15 protein-coding genes and 2 tRNA genes are annotated in these 17568 nt (G+C 67.5%); 7 read left to right on the forward strand and 10 right to left on the reverse strand.

Annotation, left to right across the window (positions count from 1 at the left end):
* Positions 1-24: 24 nt before the first annotated feature.
* Positions 25-1164 (forward strand): acyl-CoA dehydrogenase family protein, encoded by a 1140-nt coding sequence (locus tag EEB19_RS03340; RefSeq protein WP_187583200.1) that lies wholly within the window; start codon positions 25-27, stop codon positions 1162-1164.
* Complete coding sequence (locus tag EEB19_RS03345) at positions 1121-1876, forward strand: GntR family transcriptional regulator (RefSeq protein WP_187583202.1); 756 nt, start codon at positions 1121-1123, stop codon at positions 1874-1876. Before EEB19_RS03340 ends, EEB19_RS03345 begins: the two co-directional genes overlap by 44 nt.
* Before the next feature lie 163 nt (positions 1877-2039).
* Here the strand turns inward: EEB19_RS03345 and EEB19_RS03350 are convergent, their stop codons facing one another.
* The 6 genes from EEB19_RS03350 to EEB19_RS03375 all read right to left on the reverse strand — a co-directional run bounded on the left by EEB19_RS03350 (position 2040) and on the right by EEB19_RS03375 (position 7290).
* The gene (locus EEB19_RS03350; RefSeq protein WP_187583204.1) at positions 2040-2465 is read right to left on the reverse strand and encodes a pyridoxamine 5'-phosphate oxidase family protein; all 426 of its coding nucleotides are present in this window, start codon (positions 2463-2465) and stop codon (positions 2040-2042) included.
* Between the two features lie 120 nt (positions 2466-2585).
* A tRNA-Asn gene (locus EEB19_RS03355) sits at positions 2586-2658 on the reverse strand.
* 100 nt (positions 2659-2758) lie between these two features.
* Positions 2759-4357: a regulator gene (locus tag EEB19_RS03360; protein WP_187583205.1), complete on the reverse strand. Its 1599-nt coding sequence runs from the start codon at positions 4355-4357 to the stop codon at positions 2759-2761.
* A gap of 40 nt (positions 4358-4397) precedes the next feature.
* Positions 4398-5105, reverse strand: a complete 708-nt coding sequence (locus EEB19_RS03365; protein ID WP_187583207.1) for a cysteine hydrolase family protein — start codon at positions 5103-5105, stop codon at positions 4398-4400.
* Positions 5090-6529 (reverse strand): allophanate hydrolase, encoded by a 1440-nt coding sequence (locus EEB19_RS03370; RefSeq protein WP_187583209.1) that lies wholly within the window; start codon positions 6527-6529, stop codon positions 5090-5092. The genes EEB19_RS03365 and EEB19_RS03370 overlap by 16 nt, the downstream gene beginning before the upstream one ends.
* 56 nt (positions 6530-6585) lie before the next feature.
* Positions 6586-7290: a GntR family transcriptional regulator gene (locus tag EEB19_RS03375; protein WP_187583211.1), complete on the reverse strand. Its 705-nt coding sequence runs from the start codon at positions 7288-7290 to the stop codon at positions 6586-6588.
* Between the two features lie 167 nt (positions 7291-7457).
* Here EEB19_RS03375 and EEB19_RS03380 point away from each other — a divergent pair.
* Positions 7458-7534 (forward strand) — tRNA-Ile (locus EEB19_RS03380).
* Between the two features lie 471 nt (positions 7535-8005).
* Entirely contained in the window at positions 8006-9406 is a 1401-nt protein-coding gene (locus EEB19_RS03385; protein WP_187583213.1) for a cutinase family protein, read from the forward strand.
* Positions 9407-9523: 117 nt separating this feature from the next.
* Here EEB19_RS03385 and dnaG read toward each other — a convergent pair whose 3' ends face one another.
* The 4 genes from dnaG to EEB19_RS03405 form a co-directional block, all read right to left on the reverse strand.
* Positions 9524-11455, reverse strand: coding sequence for a DNA primase (gene dnaG, locus EEB19_RS03390; protein WP_187583215.1), 1932 nt, complete (start codon positions 11453-11455; stop codon positions 9524-9526).
* Positions 11456-11507: 52 nt separating this feature from the next.
* Positions 11508-12809: a deoxyguanosinetriphosphate triphosphohydrolase gene (locus EEB19_RS03395; RefSeq protein WP_187583217.1), complete on the reverse strand. Its 1302-nt coding sequence runs from the start codon at positions 12807-12809 to the stop codon at positions 11508-11510.
* Positions 12802-13269: a cold-shock protein gene (locus tag EEB19_RS03400; protein WP_187583570.1), complete on the reverse strand. Its 468-nt coding sequence runs from the start codon at positions 13267-13269 to the stop codon at positions 12802-12804. The genes EEB19_RS03395 and EEB19_RS03400 overlap by 8 nt, the downstream gene beginning before the upstream one ends.
* A 236-nt stretch (positions 13270-13505) precedes the next feature.
* Positions 13506-14894 carry a glycine--tRNA ligase gene (locus EEB19_RS03405; RefSeq protein WP_187583219.1) on the reverse strand — a complete coding sequence of 463 codons (1389 nt, stop codon included), beginning with the start codon at positions 14892-14894 and terminating at the stop codon, positions 13506-13508.
* 205 nt (positions 14895-15099) lie between these two features.
* Between EEB19_RS03405 and EEB19_RS03410 the strand changes: the two genes are divergently transcribed.
* The 3 genes from EEB19_RS03410 to EEB19_RS03420 all read left to right on the forward strand — a co-directional run bounded on the left by EEB19_RS03410 (position 15100) and on the right by EEB19_RS03420 (position 17435).
* Positions 15100-16578 carry a M28 family peptidase gene (locus tag EEB19_RS03410; protein WP_187583572.1) on the forward strand — a complete coding sequence of 493 codons (1479 nt, stop codon included), beginning with the start codon at positions 15100-15102 and terminating at the stop codon, positions 16576-16578.
* Positions 16579-16647: 69 nt separating this feature from the next.
* Positions 16648-17022, forward strand: a complete 375-nt coding sequence (locus EEB19_RS03415; RefSeq protein ID WP_187583221.1) for a metalloregulator ArsR/SmtB family transcription factor — start codon at positions 16648-16650, stop codon at positions 17020-17022.
* Positions 17019-17435, forward strand: coding sequence for a Fur family transcriptional regulator (locus EEB19_RS03420; RefSeq protein ID WP_187583223.1), 417 nt, complete (start codon positions 17019-17021; stop codon positions 17433-17435). Before EEB19_RS03415 ends, EEB19_RS03420 begins: the two co-directional genes overlap by 4 nt.
* Positions 17436-17568: the final 133 nt, after the last annotated feature.

Raw genomic sequence — 17568 nt, forward strand, 5'->3', positions numbered from 1 at the left:
CGCGCGCCGGACGGGAGAGCTCCGATGCCGAACCTCACCGACGAACAGGCCGCGTTCGCGGCGGCGATCGCCGACTTCTGCAAGCGCGAGTCCGGGACGCGGGAACAGCGCGACGCCCTCACCGACGGTGGCGCCGACCTGCACTCACAGGTCTTGTACGCCAAGATGGCCGAACTCGGCTGGACCGGGATCCTGGTCCCCGAAGAGTACGGCGGCGCCGCCGCCGGCAACGTCGAGATGTGCATCCTGCTGGAAGAGGCCATGCGCGGGATGGCGCCGATCGGAGGGATCGGACCGACCTTGATCACCGCGGCCGCCTATCAGAAGTTCGCCGACGAGCAACTCAAGAAGGAGGTGCTCAGGGGAGTGGCCGCGGGCGACTCCCTGTCGATCTCGATGTCGGAACCGGAAGCCGGTTCTGATGTCGCGAATCTCAGCTGCCGGGCCGAGAAAGTCGACGGCGGCTGGGTGATCAACGGTCAGAAGACCTGGTGTTCCAACGCGCATTTCGCCCGCTCCATCCTCCTGATCGCACGTACGGAGAAGACCGGCAAGAAGCACGAGGGACTCACCCAGTTCCACATCCCGGCCGACACACCAGGGCTCGAGATCAAGGGAATCGACACCCTCGGCGGCCGTGAGGTCAACGACCTGTATTTCACGAACTGCGAGATCCCGGATTCGGCCGTGGTCGGCGAGGTCGGCAACGGCTGGGATCAGTTGATGTCCGGACTCAACACCGAGCGCCTGATCCTCGCCGCGATGCAACTCGGCGTGGCCGAGCGGTCCTTCGCCGACACGCTGTCGTTCATCACCGAACGCAAGCAGTTCGGCCGGCCGATCGGCAGCTTCCAGGCGCTGCGGCACCGAATGGCCGACCTCGCGACCGAGATCGAGTGCACCAAGCTCCTCGTCTACTCGGTGGCCCAGCAAGCCGACGACGACCCGACCCGACTGTTGCCGCGCGAAGCGTCGATGGCCAAGCTCAAGGCCACCGAGACGTCGAAGCGGATGACGATCGACGCGATGCAGATGATGGGCGGTTACGGATATGCAACCGAGTTCGACGCCGAGCGTTTGATGCGTGGCGCGATCATCTCGACCGTCTACGGTGGCACAAATGAGATCCAGCGCGACATCATCGGCAAGACCTTCGGGCTCTGAGCGCGCGGTGCGCCCGGCGTCGGGGCAGCGACTCCGGCGCCGACCGCAGCTGTCCGAAGAGGTCGCGGCCCACCTGCGTGAGCAGATCATGACCGCCGCGATCCGCCCCGGTGAGTATGTGCGGATGGACGAGACGGCAGAACGCCTCGGGGTCAGCGTCACACCGGTCCGCGAGGCGTTGCTGACCCTGCGCGGTGAGGGCATGGTCAATCTCGCGCCCCATCGCGGGTACATCGTCGCCGAACTGAATCGGACCGACGTCGAGGATCTGTTCTGGCTGCAGGGTGAGATCGCGGTCAAGCTCGCGCTGCGCACCGCCTCGGCGATCACCGCCGAGCAGGTCGCCGACCTCGAATGGCACAACCAGCAGCTACGCGCCGCGCTGGCCTCCGGTGATGGAGAGCAGGTGGCCACCGCGGAGTTCGAGTTCCACCGGTCGCACAATCTGGTCGCGGCCGGAGGGAAGCTCGCCTGGTTCCTGTTGAGCGCCACGCGATACACGCCCGCAAAGCTCTACGCGACCGACCCCGAGTGGGGCGAGGTGGCCGTCGACTCGCATGCGAAGCTGATCGAGGCCTACCGCGCCGGTGATCGCGACCAGGTCGTCGAACAGACTCGCCGACAGTTCACGGACGGCGCCACCCGGCTGACGCGCCACCTGGAGGCGACCGGTATCTGGGACGACTCGACCGGGTCGGACGAGACCGCCTGAGCGAGTACGACGAGCAGTGCTCGGCCCCCTGCGGAGAGTTCGGTCCGCGTCGGGTACGCTCGGATACCACGGCGCCGCCGAGGGCGGGGCTGGTCACCCCCGACGACCAGTCTCGCCCTGGGCGGCGCTGATGTATATGTCGGGCGATCCGCCGCCGGCTACCTCACACAGTGCCGAGATCCGACGAGATCCATTGCCGCGGTGCGAGCACCACCTTCGTCTGATCGCCGTGATCGACAGACGCGAACTCGACGTACCCGTCGACCTTGTCGGCAGGCAGATAACGCGCGGCCATCTCGGTCAGCTGATCCCGGGTGCCGTCTGAGTAGTCGAGGATCTCTCCCGAGACCGCGACGTAGCGGATCGACGGTTCGATCGTCTCGACCATCAGCGTGCACCGTCCGGCCGCCCGGATCAGGTCGAGCTTGCGTGATGCGGTCCCGGTGAGGAACCACGGATCACCACCGGGTTCGTACTGATACCAGATGGGCACGACGAGTGGCGCCCTGTCGGGCCCGGCCTCCACCGACAATGCGGCGATGTGGGGCTGGGCCAGGAATGCTTCGCGGTCGTTCGTGGAGAGTGCCATGACCCCACCGTAGGAGGAATCTGTGACATCTCCGGAAACATCTCCACCGACAGTTCCCGACGTCATGGCAGACGAACAACGCCCGTCACCTGTTGCTGCAGGTGACGGGCGTTGTGGTTGCTCCCCCAACTGGACTCGAACCAGTAACCGTTCGATTAACAGTCGAATGCTCTGCCAATTGAGCTATGGGGGAATGCTCTCGAACCGAGTGCTGACTTTAGCGCATGGATGCACCGGAGAACAAAACGCCTGCACGGTCTGTTCTCCGGTGCCTCCGCGGCCTCGCGTTGCGGTCAGTGGCCTGCGACGACGTCGGCCTCGTCGACGGTCACCGGGGTCCGCGCGCCGGGTAGGAACCAGTAGGCGATGCACACCACGCCGAAGAACAGGTACCCCAGTGCCACCTCCGGATTGGCGGCCCAGGCGACTTCCGGCGCATGGATCAGACCGATGAACGAGAGCGCGGCCCCCACCCCGCAGGCGATCGCCGCGAAGTGGAACTTCTTGTCGAGGATGAAGGTGACGATGGCACCGAGCACAAGGCCGACGAGCACCGCCCCTTCACCGAGCGTCTGCAGGCCGTCGTACACCACGCCGGCGTTGCCGAGCGCATCGTTGCCGACCTCGGCCGCCGTGGTCCCCGCGGCCGACAACGCATTGTCGATCATCCCGGAGCCCCATTGCGCGAGGTTCGGGAGGATCGCCGCGACGACGGCGATGGCGTGCAGACGTGGGACCGCCTGGAACGCCTGGGCCCCGATCAACAGACCGATGTAGAGCAGGATGGGCACGATCGCGGGCACCGGTAGCAGCGCCTCGAGGACACCGAACAGTCCGACGAAACACAGCACACCGATGGCGATTCCGCTTGCCAATGAGTAGGACGTGCGCCCGCCCGCGTCCTTCCATCCGGGGTGGCCGATGTAGACCGCCGGCGGGAAGGGCGAACCGAAGGCCGCGCCGATGCAGGCACCCGCACCGTCGGCGAGCAGCACACTGCGCAGGTTGTAGTTGTCACCGGCGGCCGCGGCGCTCTCCACGTTGCTCATGGCCTCGGTGAAGTTGTAGACCCCGAGCGGGATCGCGGTGCCGAGCAGCGGGGCCAGGTCACCGAGCCCGGAGAAGAGCATGTCGAACCGCTGATCCGGGATGCCGACGGCGATGTCCGAGACCGCCTGTGTCAGGTCCGGTACCGACATGTAGCCGCCGATCCATCCGATCGCGGTACCGACCAGCAGTGCGGCGAGACCCACCGGGATGTTGCCCGGCAGTCGGACGTCGGTGAAGAACCCGATCAGGATGATCGCGAGCACCGGCAGGCCGATCCAGGCGACCTCCCACATCTGGGCCGCCGGCCGCATCGAGATGAATGTGATCGAGATGCCCGCGAGTGTGCCGAGCATCGCCGCCCGCGGCGTGATCTTGCGGACGTACGGGCCGACGAAAGCACCGATCATGACGATCACGCCGATCATGAACGCCCACGCGAGGCCCGACTCCCACGCCTGCATCGCGTCGCCGGTCGCGAGATAGACCGGCAGCATGACCACGAAGACGACGATGAACATGTGCGGAACGCTGGGACCGTAGGGCAGCGCGGTGACGTCGTCGCGGCCCTCACGCTTGGCGAGCCGACGCGCCAGGTACGTGTAGTAGAGGTTGCCCAGGATGAGTGCGACCCCGAGTGCGGGGAGCACGGTGCCGAGAACATCGCCCGCCGGGATCTTGACCACGGCGATCATCAACCCGGTCAACGTGAGGACGTTGACGAGGATGTTGAAGCCCAACCCGAAAAAGGCGTTGGTGTCACCTCGGGTCCACCACGAGACGGAGGTGGGAGTCGGCGGCGACGGCGGATCGGCGGGCGGCGCGGCTTCGGTGGAGGTACTCATCGGCGTCGGTTTCCTTTCGACGACAACACTTCTCGGAGTGTCAGGAGATGGGGGCGGACGGCGACGTTGCCGCTTGTTCGGTGAGCACGGCGATGAGGGCGTCGCTGGGGGCGGTCCAGCCGAAGATCCCGCCCTGAGCGACGACCATCTCCAGACCGACACGGTGGAACTCGGGGAAATACGAACCGACACAGTCGGACACGACGACACATTCGTAACCGCGGTCGTTGGCCTCGCGTGTGGTCGTGTGCACGCACACCTCGGTGGTGACTCCGGTGATCAGCAGTTGGGTGATCCCGCGAGTCGCGAGCACGGCACCGAGGTCCGTGGCGTGGAACGCGCCCTTTCCGGGCTTGTCGATCACCACCTCGTCGGCGGTAGGGGCGAGTTCGTCGATGATGTCGTGGCCGTACTCCCCACGGATCAGGATGCGCCCGAACGCACCCGGATCGCCGATCCGCTTGGACGGCGCACCCCGGTTCAGCTTGGCCGGTGGGCAGTCCGACAGATCCGGCAGGTGGCCCTCCCGGGTGTGGACGACGAGCATGCCGGCCTCGCGCGCCGCCGCCAACAGTCCCGTCAACGGCTCGACGACACGCTGCAACTGGCCGACGTCGTTGCCGAGAGTCTCACCGAATCCACCGGGCAGCAGGAAGTCCCGCTGCATGTCGATGATGACGAGCGCCGTGTGGGCGAGGTCCAGGTCGATGGGTCCCGGTCGGGCGGGGATGGTCACGATGGCGTCCATGCGGCAGCTCCTTCGGTGTGGATGTTCGGTGACAGCGCGGGAGTGATCCGCGGTTCGTCCAGCAGTGCCGCTGCGAGGTGCAACACCGTGTCGTCGGCGAGGGCGTTACCGAGGACCATCGCGCTGTGCGGGCGTCCATCGGTGGTCTCGCCCTGAGGTACGGCGACGCCCAGAAGGTCCAGGAGATTGCCGAAATGCGTGTAATGACCGAGCATCGTGTTCGTCTCGATCGGGCGGTCGAGCACCTCGCCGACGGTGAAGGTACGGCCGATCGTCGGCACGACGAGGGCGTCGATCCCTGCCCACAGTCGCCCCACCTCCGCGCGCAACTCCTGCAACGTCTGCAGAGCGGTGAATGCGTCCACCGCGCTGTACTTCTCACCGCTGCGCAGGATGTCGCGCACGACCGGATGGATCTGGTCGGAATGCTCCGACAGGAACTCACCGAACACGACGAGCCGCTCGGCGACCCACGGGCCGGCGTAGAGCAGTTCGCCGGCTGCGAGGAACGGCGCCAGGGACACTTCGGTGATCTCGACCTCCACCGGAAAGCCGCGATGTCCGAGTCGTTTCCGGAACGCCAGATGTGCAGCCCGCATCGCGTCGTCACCGAAGAAGTCGAGCTCGCCAACCGGTGGCAGACCGACGCGGATCGGCCCTCCCGGGAACTCGGACCCGGCCGTCCTCGACCACGGATCGTCGTCGTCGCGACCGGCCATCACCGCCATCACGCGGTCCACGTCGTCGACGCATCCGGCCATCATGGTGATGCAGTCGAGGGATTTGCATGCCGGGACGAGTCCGACGGTGCTGATCAGTCCGCGCGACGGTTTGTAGCCGACGATGCCGTTCAGCGCCGCGGGCACCCGTCCCGATCCCGCGGTGTCGGTGGCGACGGCGAACGGAACCTGACCGAGCGCCACGGCCAGGGCGGAGCCCGAACTCGAACCGCCCGAGATCATCTCGCCGCCGTAGACGCTGCGCGGGATCGTGTACGGCGTCCGGGTGCCGTTCAGACCTGTTGCGAACTGATCGAGATTGGTCTTGCCGACGTAGAGGGCGCCCGCATCGAGGAGCCGCTGGACCGCGGGTGCCGTGCGTTCGGCGACATACGCGTAGCCCGGGCAGGACAGGGTCGTCGGCACGCCCGCGACGTCGATGCTGTCCTTCACCCCGAACGGCACGCCGTAGAGCGGCAGGCCACGGGCTCCGGGACGATTCTCGATGGCCGACGCCGCGGCGAGGAGTTCGTCGCGCGGCACCGTGGACAACCAGGTGCCGTCGTCGCCACGGGCATCGATGGCATCGGCGACCATCCGGGCCGTCCGCGTGGGTGAGCCGCTGCCGCTCACATGGCTCTCGAGGATCTCGGCCACCGACGGACCGAGAGTGGGCCCGGGAGCGGGCCGGGAGAAAGAGGTCATACCGTCGATTGTCGACAGAATTATGGCGCCTGCGGATCGACTGTGTGTCGGTTGTGTTAGCTGCTCGGCAGCTGGCCGCTCGAGTCGTCGGGGGCGACTACGAGGTCGAGGTAGTGCAGATGTCCGTGGTCGCGGAGCGCGGCGATCGCCGCCTCGGGATCGTTGGTCTCGAGGGCCTCGAGAATCGCCAGATGGCGTTTCACCCCATCGCCCGGGCCGTGGTGCTCGATCGTCTCCGACCGCAGATTCACCGCCATCGGCAGTTGCAGCTTGAGCAGAATCGGCTCGAGGGCGATGTCGAGCTGGCGATTGCCCGCCAACCCCACCACCGCCGCGTGGAACCGACGGTGTGCGTCGTCCTTGGCCAGGTCGTCGGTCGCACGCCGCATCTCGTCGACCGCAGCCCGGACCGGCGCCAGCTGACTGTCGGGATTCTGCAGCGGCAATGCCGACTCCACCGCGAACCTCTCGAGGACCTGACGCAGCCCGAAAAGCTGGACGATGTCTTGCGGCGACCACTCCGACACGCGGGTCCCGCGCCGCGGTTGATGCTCGACGAGGCCCTGCTGGGCGAGGAGCCGCAGGGCTTCACGCAAGGGCGCACGACTGATACCGAGGTCGGCGCACAGCGTCTCCTCGACGATCTTCTGTCCGGGCTGCAACGCACCGGAGAGAATGGCGTCACGCACACGGCGACCGGCGACATCCACCAGGCTCTCGGGGAGCTCGATGTCCACCTTCGCCCCGTCGGCCCCGGCCATGAGCTCCTCATCCTGTCGTCGGAGTGATGCCTGCAGTCTAGTGTGACGGCGGTGCACGATGCCGCCACGGACGCGGACCGCGCGCAGAGGGCGACCTCGTCGACGGACTCCCCCGGCGGCTTGCCATAATGTCCACCGGCGGGCGCGCCGCGCGGGCGCGCTCACCGGGGGCGGTAGCTCAGTCGGTTAGAGCCGCGGACTCATAATCCGCTGGTCGTGGGTTCGAGCCCCACCCGCCCCACCACGACCCCGAGGGCACGATCACGACGAGCCCCGGTGCGACCCGATCGACGATCCACCAAACGTCCTACGCGCGAGCACCCTTCGCAACGCCGACAGAGCACCGACGGGCATGACCGCCCAAAAGGGCAGCGCCGCAACGGTGTTCACTCAACGTCGGTTGCAATTCCGACATCCCAACCGCCACACTGGTCACATCAGCCTCTCCAGTCACCTCCCGGAACGCTGGAAAAACGTTGCAACGCAATTGCATCCATGCCAATCGGCAGCCAATGTGCACCGAAGAGATGAATTCACCGTGTCGCCGAACAGCCCGGGGGTATTCTTCGCCATAATCATCTCGTCCGTCACACCCGCAAACCCTCTCGGCCTCGTTCTCCACTCGCCCCCTCCCCTGCTCGCGGAAGCAACGATGACAGAATCACGGTTGTCGGTCCGAAACCTCCCCTCCCCCAGGCATTCACAGACCGCCACGATGCGACGCCTTGTCGCGTGTGTCGTCGTCGCGGGTGCGGCAGCCGCCGCTGCCGCCACCCCGGCGACCGCCGGCGCGGACCCGACCGACGCGAGCGTCGGCCGTAGCTTCAACCTGTTCATCCCCGGGACGTGGGAGACCGACTCGTCGGCGAATCCCTTCCGCGCCCTCGGTGCCCTGAAGCCCATCGCCGACCGCATCCGACGGGATCACGGTTCGGCGGCGACCATCTACTTCCTCCCGTATGTCGCGCGCGCCTTCGACAACGGCGAGAGCTACGGGGCGAGCAAGGCAACCGCCCTCGACAACGCGGCCCGGGTCCTCCGGGATTACGCGGAGCGCTTCCCCGATGCGAAGTTCACGATCTCCGGCTACAGCCAGGGTGCCGATGCGGCCGGCGACCTCGCAGCCGCCATCGGCAATCAGCTCGGCCCGATCGCCGCCGACAGGGTGGTCGGTGTCGCCCTGCTCGCCGATCCGCGTGCCGGGACGTCGGGTGAGACGGTCATCGGTCCCGCGGCCGACGGTGTCGGGATCGCCGATCCACGCCCCCTGGGCATGGGCACTCTCCTCGGCAAGGTCTCGTCCATCTGTGCCACCGACGATCTGTACTGCTCGATCGACAAGGACCGCAATCCGTTCCTCGGCAAGCTGGGCACTGCGTTGAGCAAGACGCCGGAACAAGCGATCGGGGCGGTGCGGGAGGCCGCGAACGCGGTGTCGATCCTCACGTCCATCCCGTTCCCTCGCATCATCGACGGGTTCGCCTCTCTGCCCACGCTGCTGGCTGCCGGGGATCTCGCTCGCGCACACACGGTGTCCTCCACCGTGAATGCCGACCTGCGCCCGCTGGTCACGCTTGCGGCTTCCGTCGACTTCACCGAGGTCTCCGCGACCCTCGCCCTCATCCCGGACACGACCGGGCTGATGAGAACGCTGTCGCTGCTGGCCGCTGCACTCGCACACGTCGACATCGAGCGCGCCGCCGATCTCGTGGGGAAGATCCAGGAACTCACCTGGACCGCCGCCGGATCGGTCGCGGTGCACGCTGGGGCGAAGACCTTGCCCACGACGACCACCACACCCGCCGAGCTCACCGAGATCGGACGCGAACTCGCCTCGATGAGCACAGGTCTCGTGACCGCGACGGCGCGGACCGGGAACGGCATCGACATCGTGGCCCCCGACGTGGCGGGACTCGCGACGAGCGCCACCTCGATCATGGCGAGATACGCCATCACCGACCCGCGGACGATCGTCACCGACGGCCTCCGCGCCGCCCAGTTCTACAAGTCCGAGAGTCACGTCCGATACGGCTCGCTCATCGTCGACGACCAGGGCCGCAGCGCGCTCGACTGGCTGGGCGACTGGCTGTCCACAGCCATCTCACGCACCGGCTGACGTGCCCTCCACCGACCGATCGGGTCGCGTTCACAGCTGTCATGACCACGTGACGTGCTCGGCGCCGGCTCGACAGATCCGCGCAGGCGTCACACGAGGGTTGCCGGACGGTCGTCGTCAGCCGGCGTCGACATCCGGATCGACCGCCTGCTCGAGCAGACTGCGACGATAGGCCTCGAGAGCGACGAGATCGCCGAAGACCGCGTTGTAACCGTCCGGGTCCTCGCCGGGAGCCATGCGACGCAGCCGGGACTTGATGTCCGCGATCTGGGCACCTACCCAGACCTCCTGCAGACGTGCCAGCACGCTCGAGATGTAGCGCGAGATGTTGTTCTCCGCCACCGGCATCGACTCGACGGCGAGCTCGGTCACCAGCGGCCCGAGAACCGGATCGTCGACAGCGTTGTGCACGGCATCGACCCATTCCGCACCGCCCATGCCCGTGGACGTGCCACCGAGTGCCGACATCGCGGTCCGGATGGCGGCGTAGGCCGACTCGGTGAAGCACTCCACCGGTAGCGAATCGAACACCGTCCCGGCGATCGCCGGATACTGCAGCGCGGCCTTGAGCGCTTCACGCTGCGGCCACAACCGCGGATCCGCCGGAAGGGGACGCGCGGTCGGCGGCGCGGATGCCGCCTCCGGACGTTGCCGGCGCATCGACGTGACGCGCTCCCCGCGCCCGCGGGCAGGTCCCGACGACCCGTTCGTGCGGGCGTGCCGCGCACCTTCCTCGCGCACGCGGCCCAGCACCTGGGCCACGTCCTCCCAGCCCACCCATCCGGCGAGCTGGCGCGCGTACTCGTCGCGCAGCGCGATGTCCTTGATCCGGGCCACCACCGGCACCGTGTCACGCAACGCGTGCACGCGGCCCTCGGCGGTGTCGAGGTCGTGGTCGGAGAGCAAGGCCTTGATCGCGAACTCGAACATCGGCACGCGGCGCGCGATCAGATCACGGACCGCTCCGTCGCCGCTGTCCTGCCGGAGTTCACAGGGATCCATCCCGTCGGGGGCGATCGCCACGAAGGTCTGGCCGGCGATGCTCTGTTCACCCTCGAAAGCCTTGAGCGCGGCCGCTTTCCCGGCCTCGTCGCCGTCGAACGTGTAGATGACCTCGCCCCGGAAGTACGAGTCGTCCATCATCAGACGCCGCAGTAGCGCGAGGTGGTCCTCGCCGAAGGCGGTGCCGCAGGACGCGACGGCGGTCGTCACGCCGGCCAGATGCATCGCCATCACATCCGTGTAGCCCTCGACGATCACCACCTGATGCCCCTTGGCGATGTTCTTCTTCGCGTGATCGAGACCGAACAGCACCTGAGACTTCTTGTACAGCATGGTCTCCGGCGTGTTCATGTACTTGCCGAGGTTGTCGTCGTCGAACAGCTTGCGCGCGCCGAAGCCGATGATGTCACCGCCGAGGTTGCGGATCGGCCACAGCAGTCGTCGGTGGAAACGATCCATCGGCCCCTTGCGGCCCTCGCGCGAGAGCCCGGCCGCCTCGAGCTCGCTGAACTCGAAGCCCTGCGACAGGAGCGCCTTTGTCATCGTGTCCCAGCCGGCCGGGGCATAACCACATCCGAAAGTGACCGCTGTCGTGGAATCGAAGTTCCGCTCGGTCAGGTAGTCGCGGGCCTTCTGCGCCTCGGGCGACTGCAACTGCTGCGCATAGAACTTCTGTGCGGCCGCATTCGCCGCGACGAGCCGTGCTCGGGTGCCGCGATCACGGACGATCGCGGTGCCGCCGCCCTCGTAGTGGATCTGGTAGCCGATCCGGTCGGCGAGCTGCTGCACGGCCTCGACGAAGCTGATGTGTTCCTGCTTCTGCAGGAAGCTGTAGACGTCGCCGCCCTCACCGCAGCCGAAGCAGTGGAAGTGACCGTGATTCGGGCGGACGTGGAACGACGGCGACTTCTCGTCGTGGAAGGGGCACAGCCCCTTGAGACTGTCGGCGCCCGCCCGACGCAACGCGACGTAGTCGCCGACGATCTCCTCGATCCGAGTCTGCTCACGGATTGCCGTGATGTCGCGATCGGGGATTCGGCCTGGCACGCGGACCAGTGTAGTGATCACCGGGTGTGTGCCGGCACAGCACGTCCGCGGCTCACCCCAGGTGCGCCTGAGCTCCCGAGTTCTGCCGATCGGTGCGTTCGAGTCGTCCCTCGGTCATCGAGGCGATCTGGTCGACGATCACCCGTAGGCGCGCGTCGTCGTCGGCCGCTTCCTGCCACAGCGGCACGAAGATGGGGTCGAGTCCACCTGGCGCCGCAGCAGTCAGCCAGACCGCGACGCGATGGATCCGCTCGCGCTGACGGTGCTGGGTCGCCTTGTGCCGCTCGTTGGAGAAGATGAACCGCAGCGCCAGGGTCTTGAGGATCGCGACCTCGGCCGCCACGAGGGGGGACACGGTCAGCTCCGCGTCGTAGCGGGCCACCGGGCGATCGCCGACGACGGCGCGCGTCCCGGTGATCGCGGCCGACGCGAACCGGCCGATCAGCTCGCTCGTCAGGCGCTTGAGCGCGACCGCGCTGTCCAGGCTGCCGTCGTATCCGCCGGCCGCGTTGACGATGTCCATCTGCGAAAGCCGTTGGGCGGCATCGATCAGTGCGCCCGCCTCGAGTCCGTCGAACTCTCGGACGCCGATATCCGCCAGGGCACGCTGATCGGCGGGATCACCCAGGGTGCGCAGATCGATGCGGTCGGCGATCACGCCGTCCTCCAGGTCATGCACCGAATAGGCGACGTCGTCGGACCAGTCCATGACCTGGGCCTCGAGGCACCGCTGTGTGCCCGGCGCATCCCGACGAATCCACGCGAGTGCCCCGGCGTCGTCGTCGTAGGCGCCGAACTTGGTGCCCGGACCCGAGCGCGTCCACGGGTACTTCAGGGTGGCGTCCAGCGACGCACGCGTGAGGTTCAGACCTGCACTGCGACCTGCCGCATCGAGGAGCTTGGGCTCGAGCCGGGTCAGGATGCGCAGGTTCTGGGCGTTGCCCTCGAACCCGCCGATGTCGGTGGCGACCTCGTCGAGGGCCCGCTCACCGTTGTGCCCATAGGGCGGATGGCCGATGTCGTGGGCCAGACCCGCGAGTTCCACCAGATCGGGTTCGCAACCGAGTCCGATCGCGATTCCGCGACCGATCTGACCCACCTCGAGCGAATGGGTCAATCGGGTACGCGGGGTGTCACCCTCGCGTGGACCGACGACCTGGGTCTTGTCGGCCAGACGACGCAGCGCCGCCGAATGCAGGACGCGCGCGCGATCGCGGGCGAAATCGCTGCGATGGTCGGTACGGGTACCGGGCAGGCTCGCCACCTTGGGCGCCTCCGGCACGATCCGCTCGACGGCCTCGTCGCGATAGTCGGCCGTCGGCGGGATGGCGGGAGCACCTGTGGTGCTAGTCAAGCACCCATCCCCGGCCGACCGCGAAGTCGGTGACACGCTGCCGGATCGCGATGATCTGGGCTGCCGTCAGGTCGTCGGCGGAATCGAGGAGCAGCTCGGTGAGCTCTTCGGTGAACGACGCCGCGTCGAGCGACCCGCCGCCGCGCGGGCGCCGGGGCCGATCGCGATCACGGTCCCGATCGTGCGAGCGACCGTGGTCATGATTGTCACGCCGGTGCCCGCGGAACCCACCACCGGACTCGTCGGCCGGCGCGGCCTCGGTGACCGCGACGTTGACCGCCTTGGTCCCCCGGTCGGTCTCCTCGATGTCGAACTCGACCTTGGCACCCGGCTTGAGCGCGTTCTCGTCGATGTCGATGTCGTTGATGTGCAGGAACACATCGGCCCCGCCCGCTTCCGGTGCGAGGAACCCGAATCCCCGATTCGCGTCGTAATGGACGACCTTGCCGCTGACGGACACTGCTGCACTCACTCTCCTCACCGCTCCCTCCCGGACCCCATGCCCGGGCGCGCGGCAACTCCACACTCAACTATGACAGATATCCGCAGGTCCGCACCCTTCGTGACGCACGCTCCTCCGTCGCGGGCTCCTCAGGGACCTGGGCGAAGCCACTCGCTCCTCCGTCGCGGGCTCCTCAGGGACCTGGGCGAAGCCACTCGCTCCCTGAGGTGCGAGCGCAGCGAGCCGCGAAGGGGTCAGGCACCCAGGAGCTTGCCACCCAGATACTCGACGACCTTGTCGAGGGCCACCCGCTCCTGGCTCATCGTGTCGCGCTCACGGACGGTGACCGCCTGGTCGTCGAGGGTGTCGAAGTCGACGGTCACGCAGAACGGTGTGCCGATCTCGTCCTGTCGGCGGTAGCGCTTGCCGATGCCCTGAGCGTCGTCGAAGTCCACGTTCCAGTGCTTGCGCAGTTCCGCCGCGAGATCCTTCGCCTTGGGCGAGAGCTTCTCGTTGCGCGACAACGGGAGCACCGCGGCCTTGACCGGCGCGAGGCGGCGGTCAAGGCGCAGGACCGTGCGGGTGTCGGTGCCGCCCTTGGCATTCGGCACTTCTTCCTCGGTGTAGGCGTCGCAGAGGAAGGCCATCAGGGACCGCGTCAGTCCCGCTGCTGGTTCGATGACGTACGGCGTGTAGCGCTCGCCGGAGGCCTGGTCGAAGAACGAGAGATCCTCGCCGGAGTGCTTGCTGTGGGTCGACAGATCGAAGTCGGTCCGGTTCGCGACACCCTCGAGTTCACCCCACGGGTTGCCGGAGAAACCGAACTTGTACTCCACGTCGACGGTGCGCTTCGAGTAGTGCGACAGCTTCTCCTGCGCATGCTCGTAGAGGCGCAGGTTCTCCGGATCGATGCCCAGGTCGACGTACCAGTCGAACCGCTGATCGATCCAGTACTGGTGCCATTCCTCGTCCTCGCCGGGCTTGACGAAGAACTCCATCTCCATCTGCTCGAACTCACGAGTACGGAAGATGAAATTGCCCGGCGTGATCTCGTTGCGGAAGCTCTTGCCGATCTGGGCGATGCCGAACGGCGGCTTCTTGCGGGCGGTGGTCATCACGTTCTTGAAGTTCACGAAGATGCCCTGCGCGGTCTCCGGCCGGAGGTAGTGCAGACCCTCTTCGTCGTCGACAGGTCCGAGGAAGGTCTTCAGCAGACCGCTGAACGCCCTCGGCTCGGTCCACTTGCCCGGCTGCCCCGTCTCCGGGTCGTTGATGTCGGCGAGACCGTTGGCCGGCGGATGACCGTGCTTGATCTCGTACGCCTCGATCAAGTGATCCGCACGGTAACGCTTGTGCGTGTGCAGCGACTCGACGAGCGGATCGGTGAACACCTCGACGTGCCCGGAGGCCTCCCACACGCGACGCGGCAGGATGACCGACGAGTCGAGTCCGACGATGTCGTCGCGGCTGGTGACCATCGATCGCCACCACTGACGCTTGATGTTCTCCTTGACCTCGACACCGAGCGGACCGTAGTCCCACGCAGACCTCGTGCCGCCGTAGATCTCTCCGCTCGGGAACACCAGACCTCGACGCTTGGCGAGATTGACGACGGCTTCGACGCGGTTGGACTGGGCGGCCACGGTTAACTGATCTCCAACGAGTAGGCGGGCAGGTCTGGTTCGACGTCGACGGTGTCGTCGGCGGACGATCGCCACCTGACGACACGGCAACCCCTACAGGGTAGCCGCCGCACCGCGCGTCGACGGAATCGCAGCCGACCACACCCCGGCACCCGCCCCGACATCGCGCCGTTCTGTTCCGGCGCCCGCCTACCCTGGTGCCGTGATGCGGGTGAAGGTGAGCAGTCGGTCCGGGAGGAACTCGTTGCGCCTCCTCGCTCTCGGGGTGGTGGTCACCGCTGCGGCGGCATGCGGCGGGCAAGGCGGAGAGACCCCCGGCGGATCGTCGTCTCCGAGCTCCTCGGCACCGTCGTCGGCGGTCGGGACCGTCACCGACCTGAGTCCGGACTCCCTGGCGTCGGCGGTGACCGGCGCGGCGGTGACCGGCCACATCCGCGCACTGCAGTCGATCGCCGATGCCCACGGAGGCAATCGGGCCGCCGGGACCCCCGGCTACGACGCCTCGGTCGATCACGTCGCGCAGGTGCTGCGTGGCGCCGGTTTCGACGTGACCACTCCCGGCTTCGACTATCCGCGTTTCGATGCCGGGACGACGTCGCTGACCGCCGGGGGCGCCGATGTGCGCGCGACCGCTCTGCAGTACACCAGGGGCACCGACGGGAAACCGGTGACCGGATCTCCAGTGACCGTCGAAGGGGTCGGATGTGCTCCCGGTGACTACCCCGCCGACAGCCGCGGCACGGTGGTCGTCGTCGGGCGCGGCGAGTGCACCTTCACCCGGAAGGCCACGCTGGCCGCCGTTGCCGGTGCCGTCGGGATGGTGGTCGTGAACTCCTCGGACGAGCCGCTCGTCGGCGCCACACTCGGAGCGGACAACACCACCTCGATCCCCGTCGTCGGGGTCGACCGCGTCGCCGGCGACCGGGTGCGGAACGCTCCGTCGGTCACCCTGTCGACGACCGCACGGACGACGACCGTCGCGTCCCGCTCGGTGATCGCCCAGACACGGACGGGTGCGCGCGATGACGTCGTCATGGCCGGCGCCCATCTCGACAGCGTTGACGCCGGTCCCGGCATCAACGACAACGCCACCGGTGCGGCCGCGGTTCTCGAGACGGCACTGCGGATGGGTTCGACGCCGTCGGCGCCTCGTGGCGTGCGTTTCGCCTTCTGGGGTGCAGAAGAGGAGGGACTGATCGGGTCCGGCCGCTATGTCGAGTCGCTCGACGAGCGCGCCCGCGAGTCGGTCTCGGCGTATCTGAACTTCGACATGCTCGGCTCGCCGAATGCGGGATTCTTCGTGCTCGACGGCGATGACTCGGATCGGCGCGGTGCCGGTCCCGGGCCGTCGGGTTCGGATCGGATCGAGGCCGTGTTCAGCCGCTTCTACGAGGGCAGGCGGATTCCGACCGCGCCCGCGGATCTCGTCGGGCGGTCGGACTACGCGCCGTTCGCCGAGGCCGGGATCCCGATCGGGGGCACCGAGACCGGCGCCGAGCAGGAGAAGTCCGCGGAACAAGCGCGGAAGTGGGGTGGCCGGGCGGGTACACCGTTCGATCCGAACTATCACAGCGCCCGCGACACCGTCGACAACGTGAACGCCGACGCGCTGGCGATCTCGTCATCGGCCGTCGGCTACGCGGTGGCCACGTGTGCGCTCTCGTCTGGCCCCGAGGTCTGCTGATCGCCGCGCCGATGGGTGCCCATGTCTGGGTGAGGTCAAATGAAAACGACTTCCTTTAGTATGGAGGCGATGAAGTCGTCAGATCGTGATTGCGCAGCCACCGGCCCGGACCCCGTCGCCGGTGCGGCGGACTGTGAGGCGGCCAGTGATCTGTTGCGCGCACTCGCCTCACCGACCCGGGTCGCGATCGTGCTCCTCCTGCGCACACGTCCGCAGTGCGTACACGAGATGGTCGGTTCACTGTCGCTCAGTCAGCCGCTGGTCAGTCAGCATCTGCGCGTGCTGAAGGACGCCGGAGTCGTGCGGGGCAACCGCAACGGCCGGGAGATCATGTACGAACTCGTCGACGAGCACCTCGCGCACATCGTCACCGACGCCCTCGTGCACGCCATGGAGGAGCCGCTCGATTCCGGCACCGCCGACGACCGGGCGGTGTCGTCGTGACCACGCAACCGGACCGTCCGGTGACCGGTGTGCGCTCGACACGACAGCGGGCGGCCATCGCCGACGCACTCGCCGCCGGCGACGACTTCGTCTCCGCACAGGAGTTGCACGATCAGCTGAAGGCGCGGGGCGAGTCGATCGGGCTGACGACCGTCTACCGGAATCTGCAGGCGCTGAGCCAGGCGGGTCAGATCGACGTGCTGTGGGACGGTTCGGGGGAAACCCGCTACCGCCACTGCTCGTCCGGGCATCACCATCACCTGGTGTGTCGCCGCTGCGGCACCACGGTCGAGGTGCAGGCCGAACCGGTCGAGAAGTGGGCTGCCGGCGTCGCCGCCGAACACGGTTTCACCGACATCAACCACACGGTCGAGGTCTTCGGCTACTGCGGCGACTGCGTCACCGCCCCCTGACGAGCGAGCTTGCAAGCGTCACCACCCTGAGCAGCAACCGCCACCGACCCCTGAGCAGCGAGCTCGCAACCGTCACCGACCCCTGAGGAGCGAGCTTGCGAGCGTCACCGACCCTGAGGAACGGGCTCGCAAC

Origin of the sequence: Gordonia sp. OPL2 (genome assembly GCF_003797825.1) — a bacterium.
Classification (GTDB): Bacteria; Actinomycetota; Actinomycetes; order Mycobacteriales; family Mycobacteriaceae; genus Gordonia.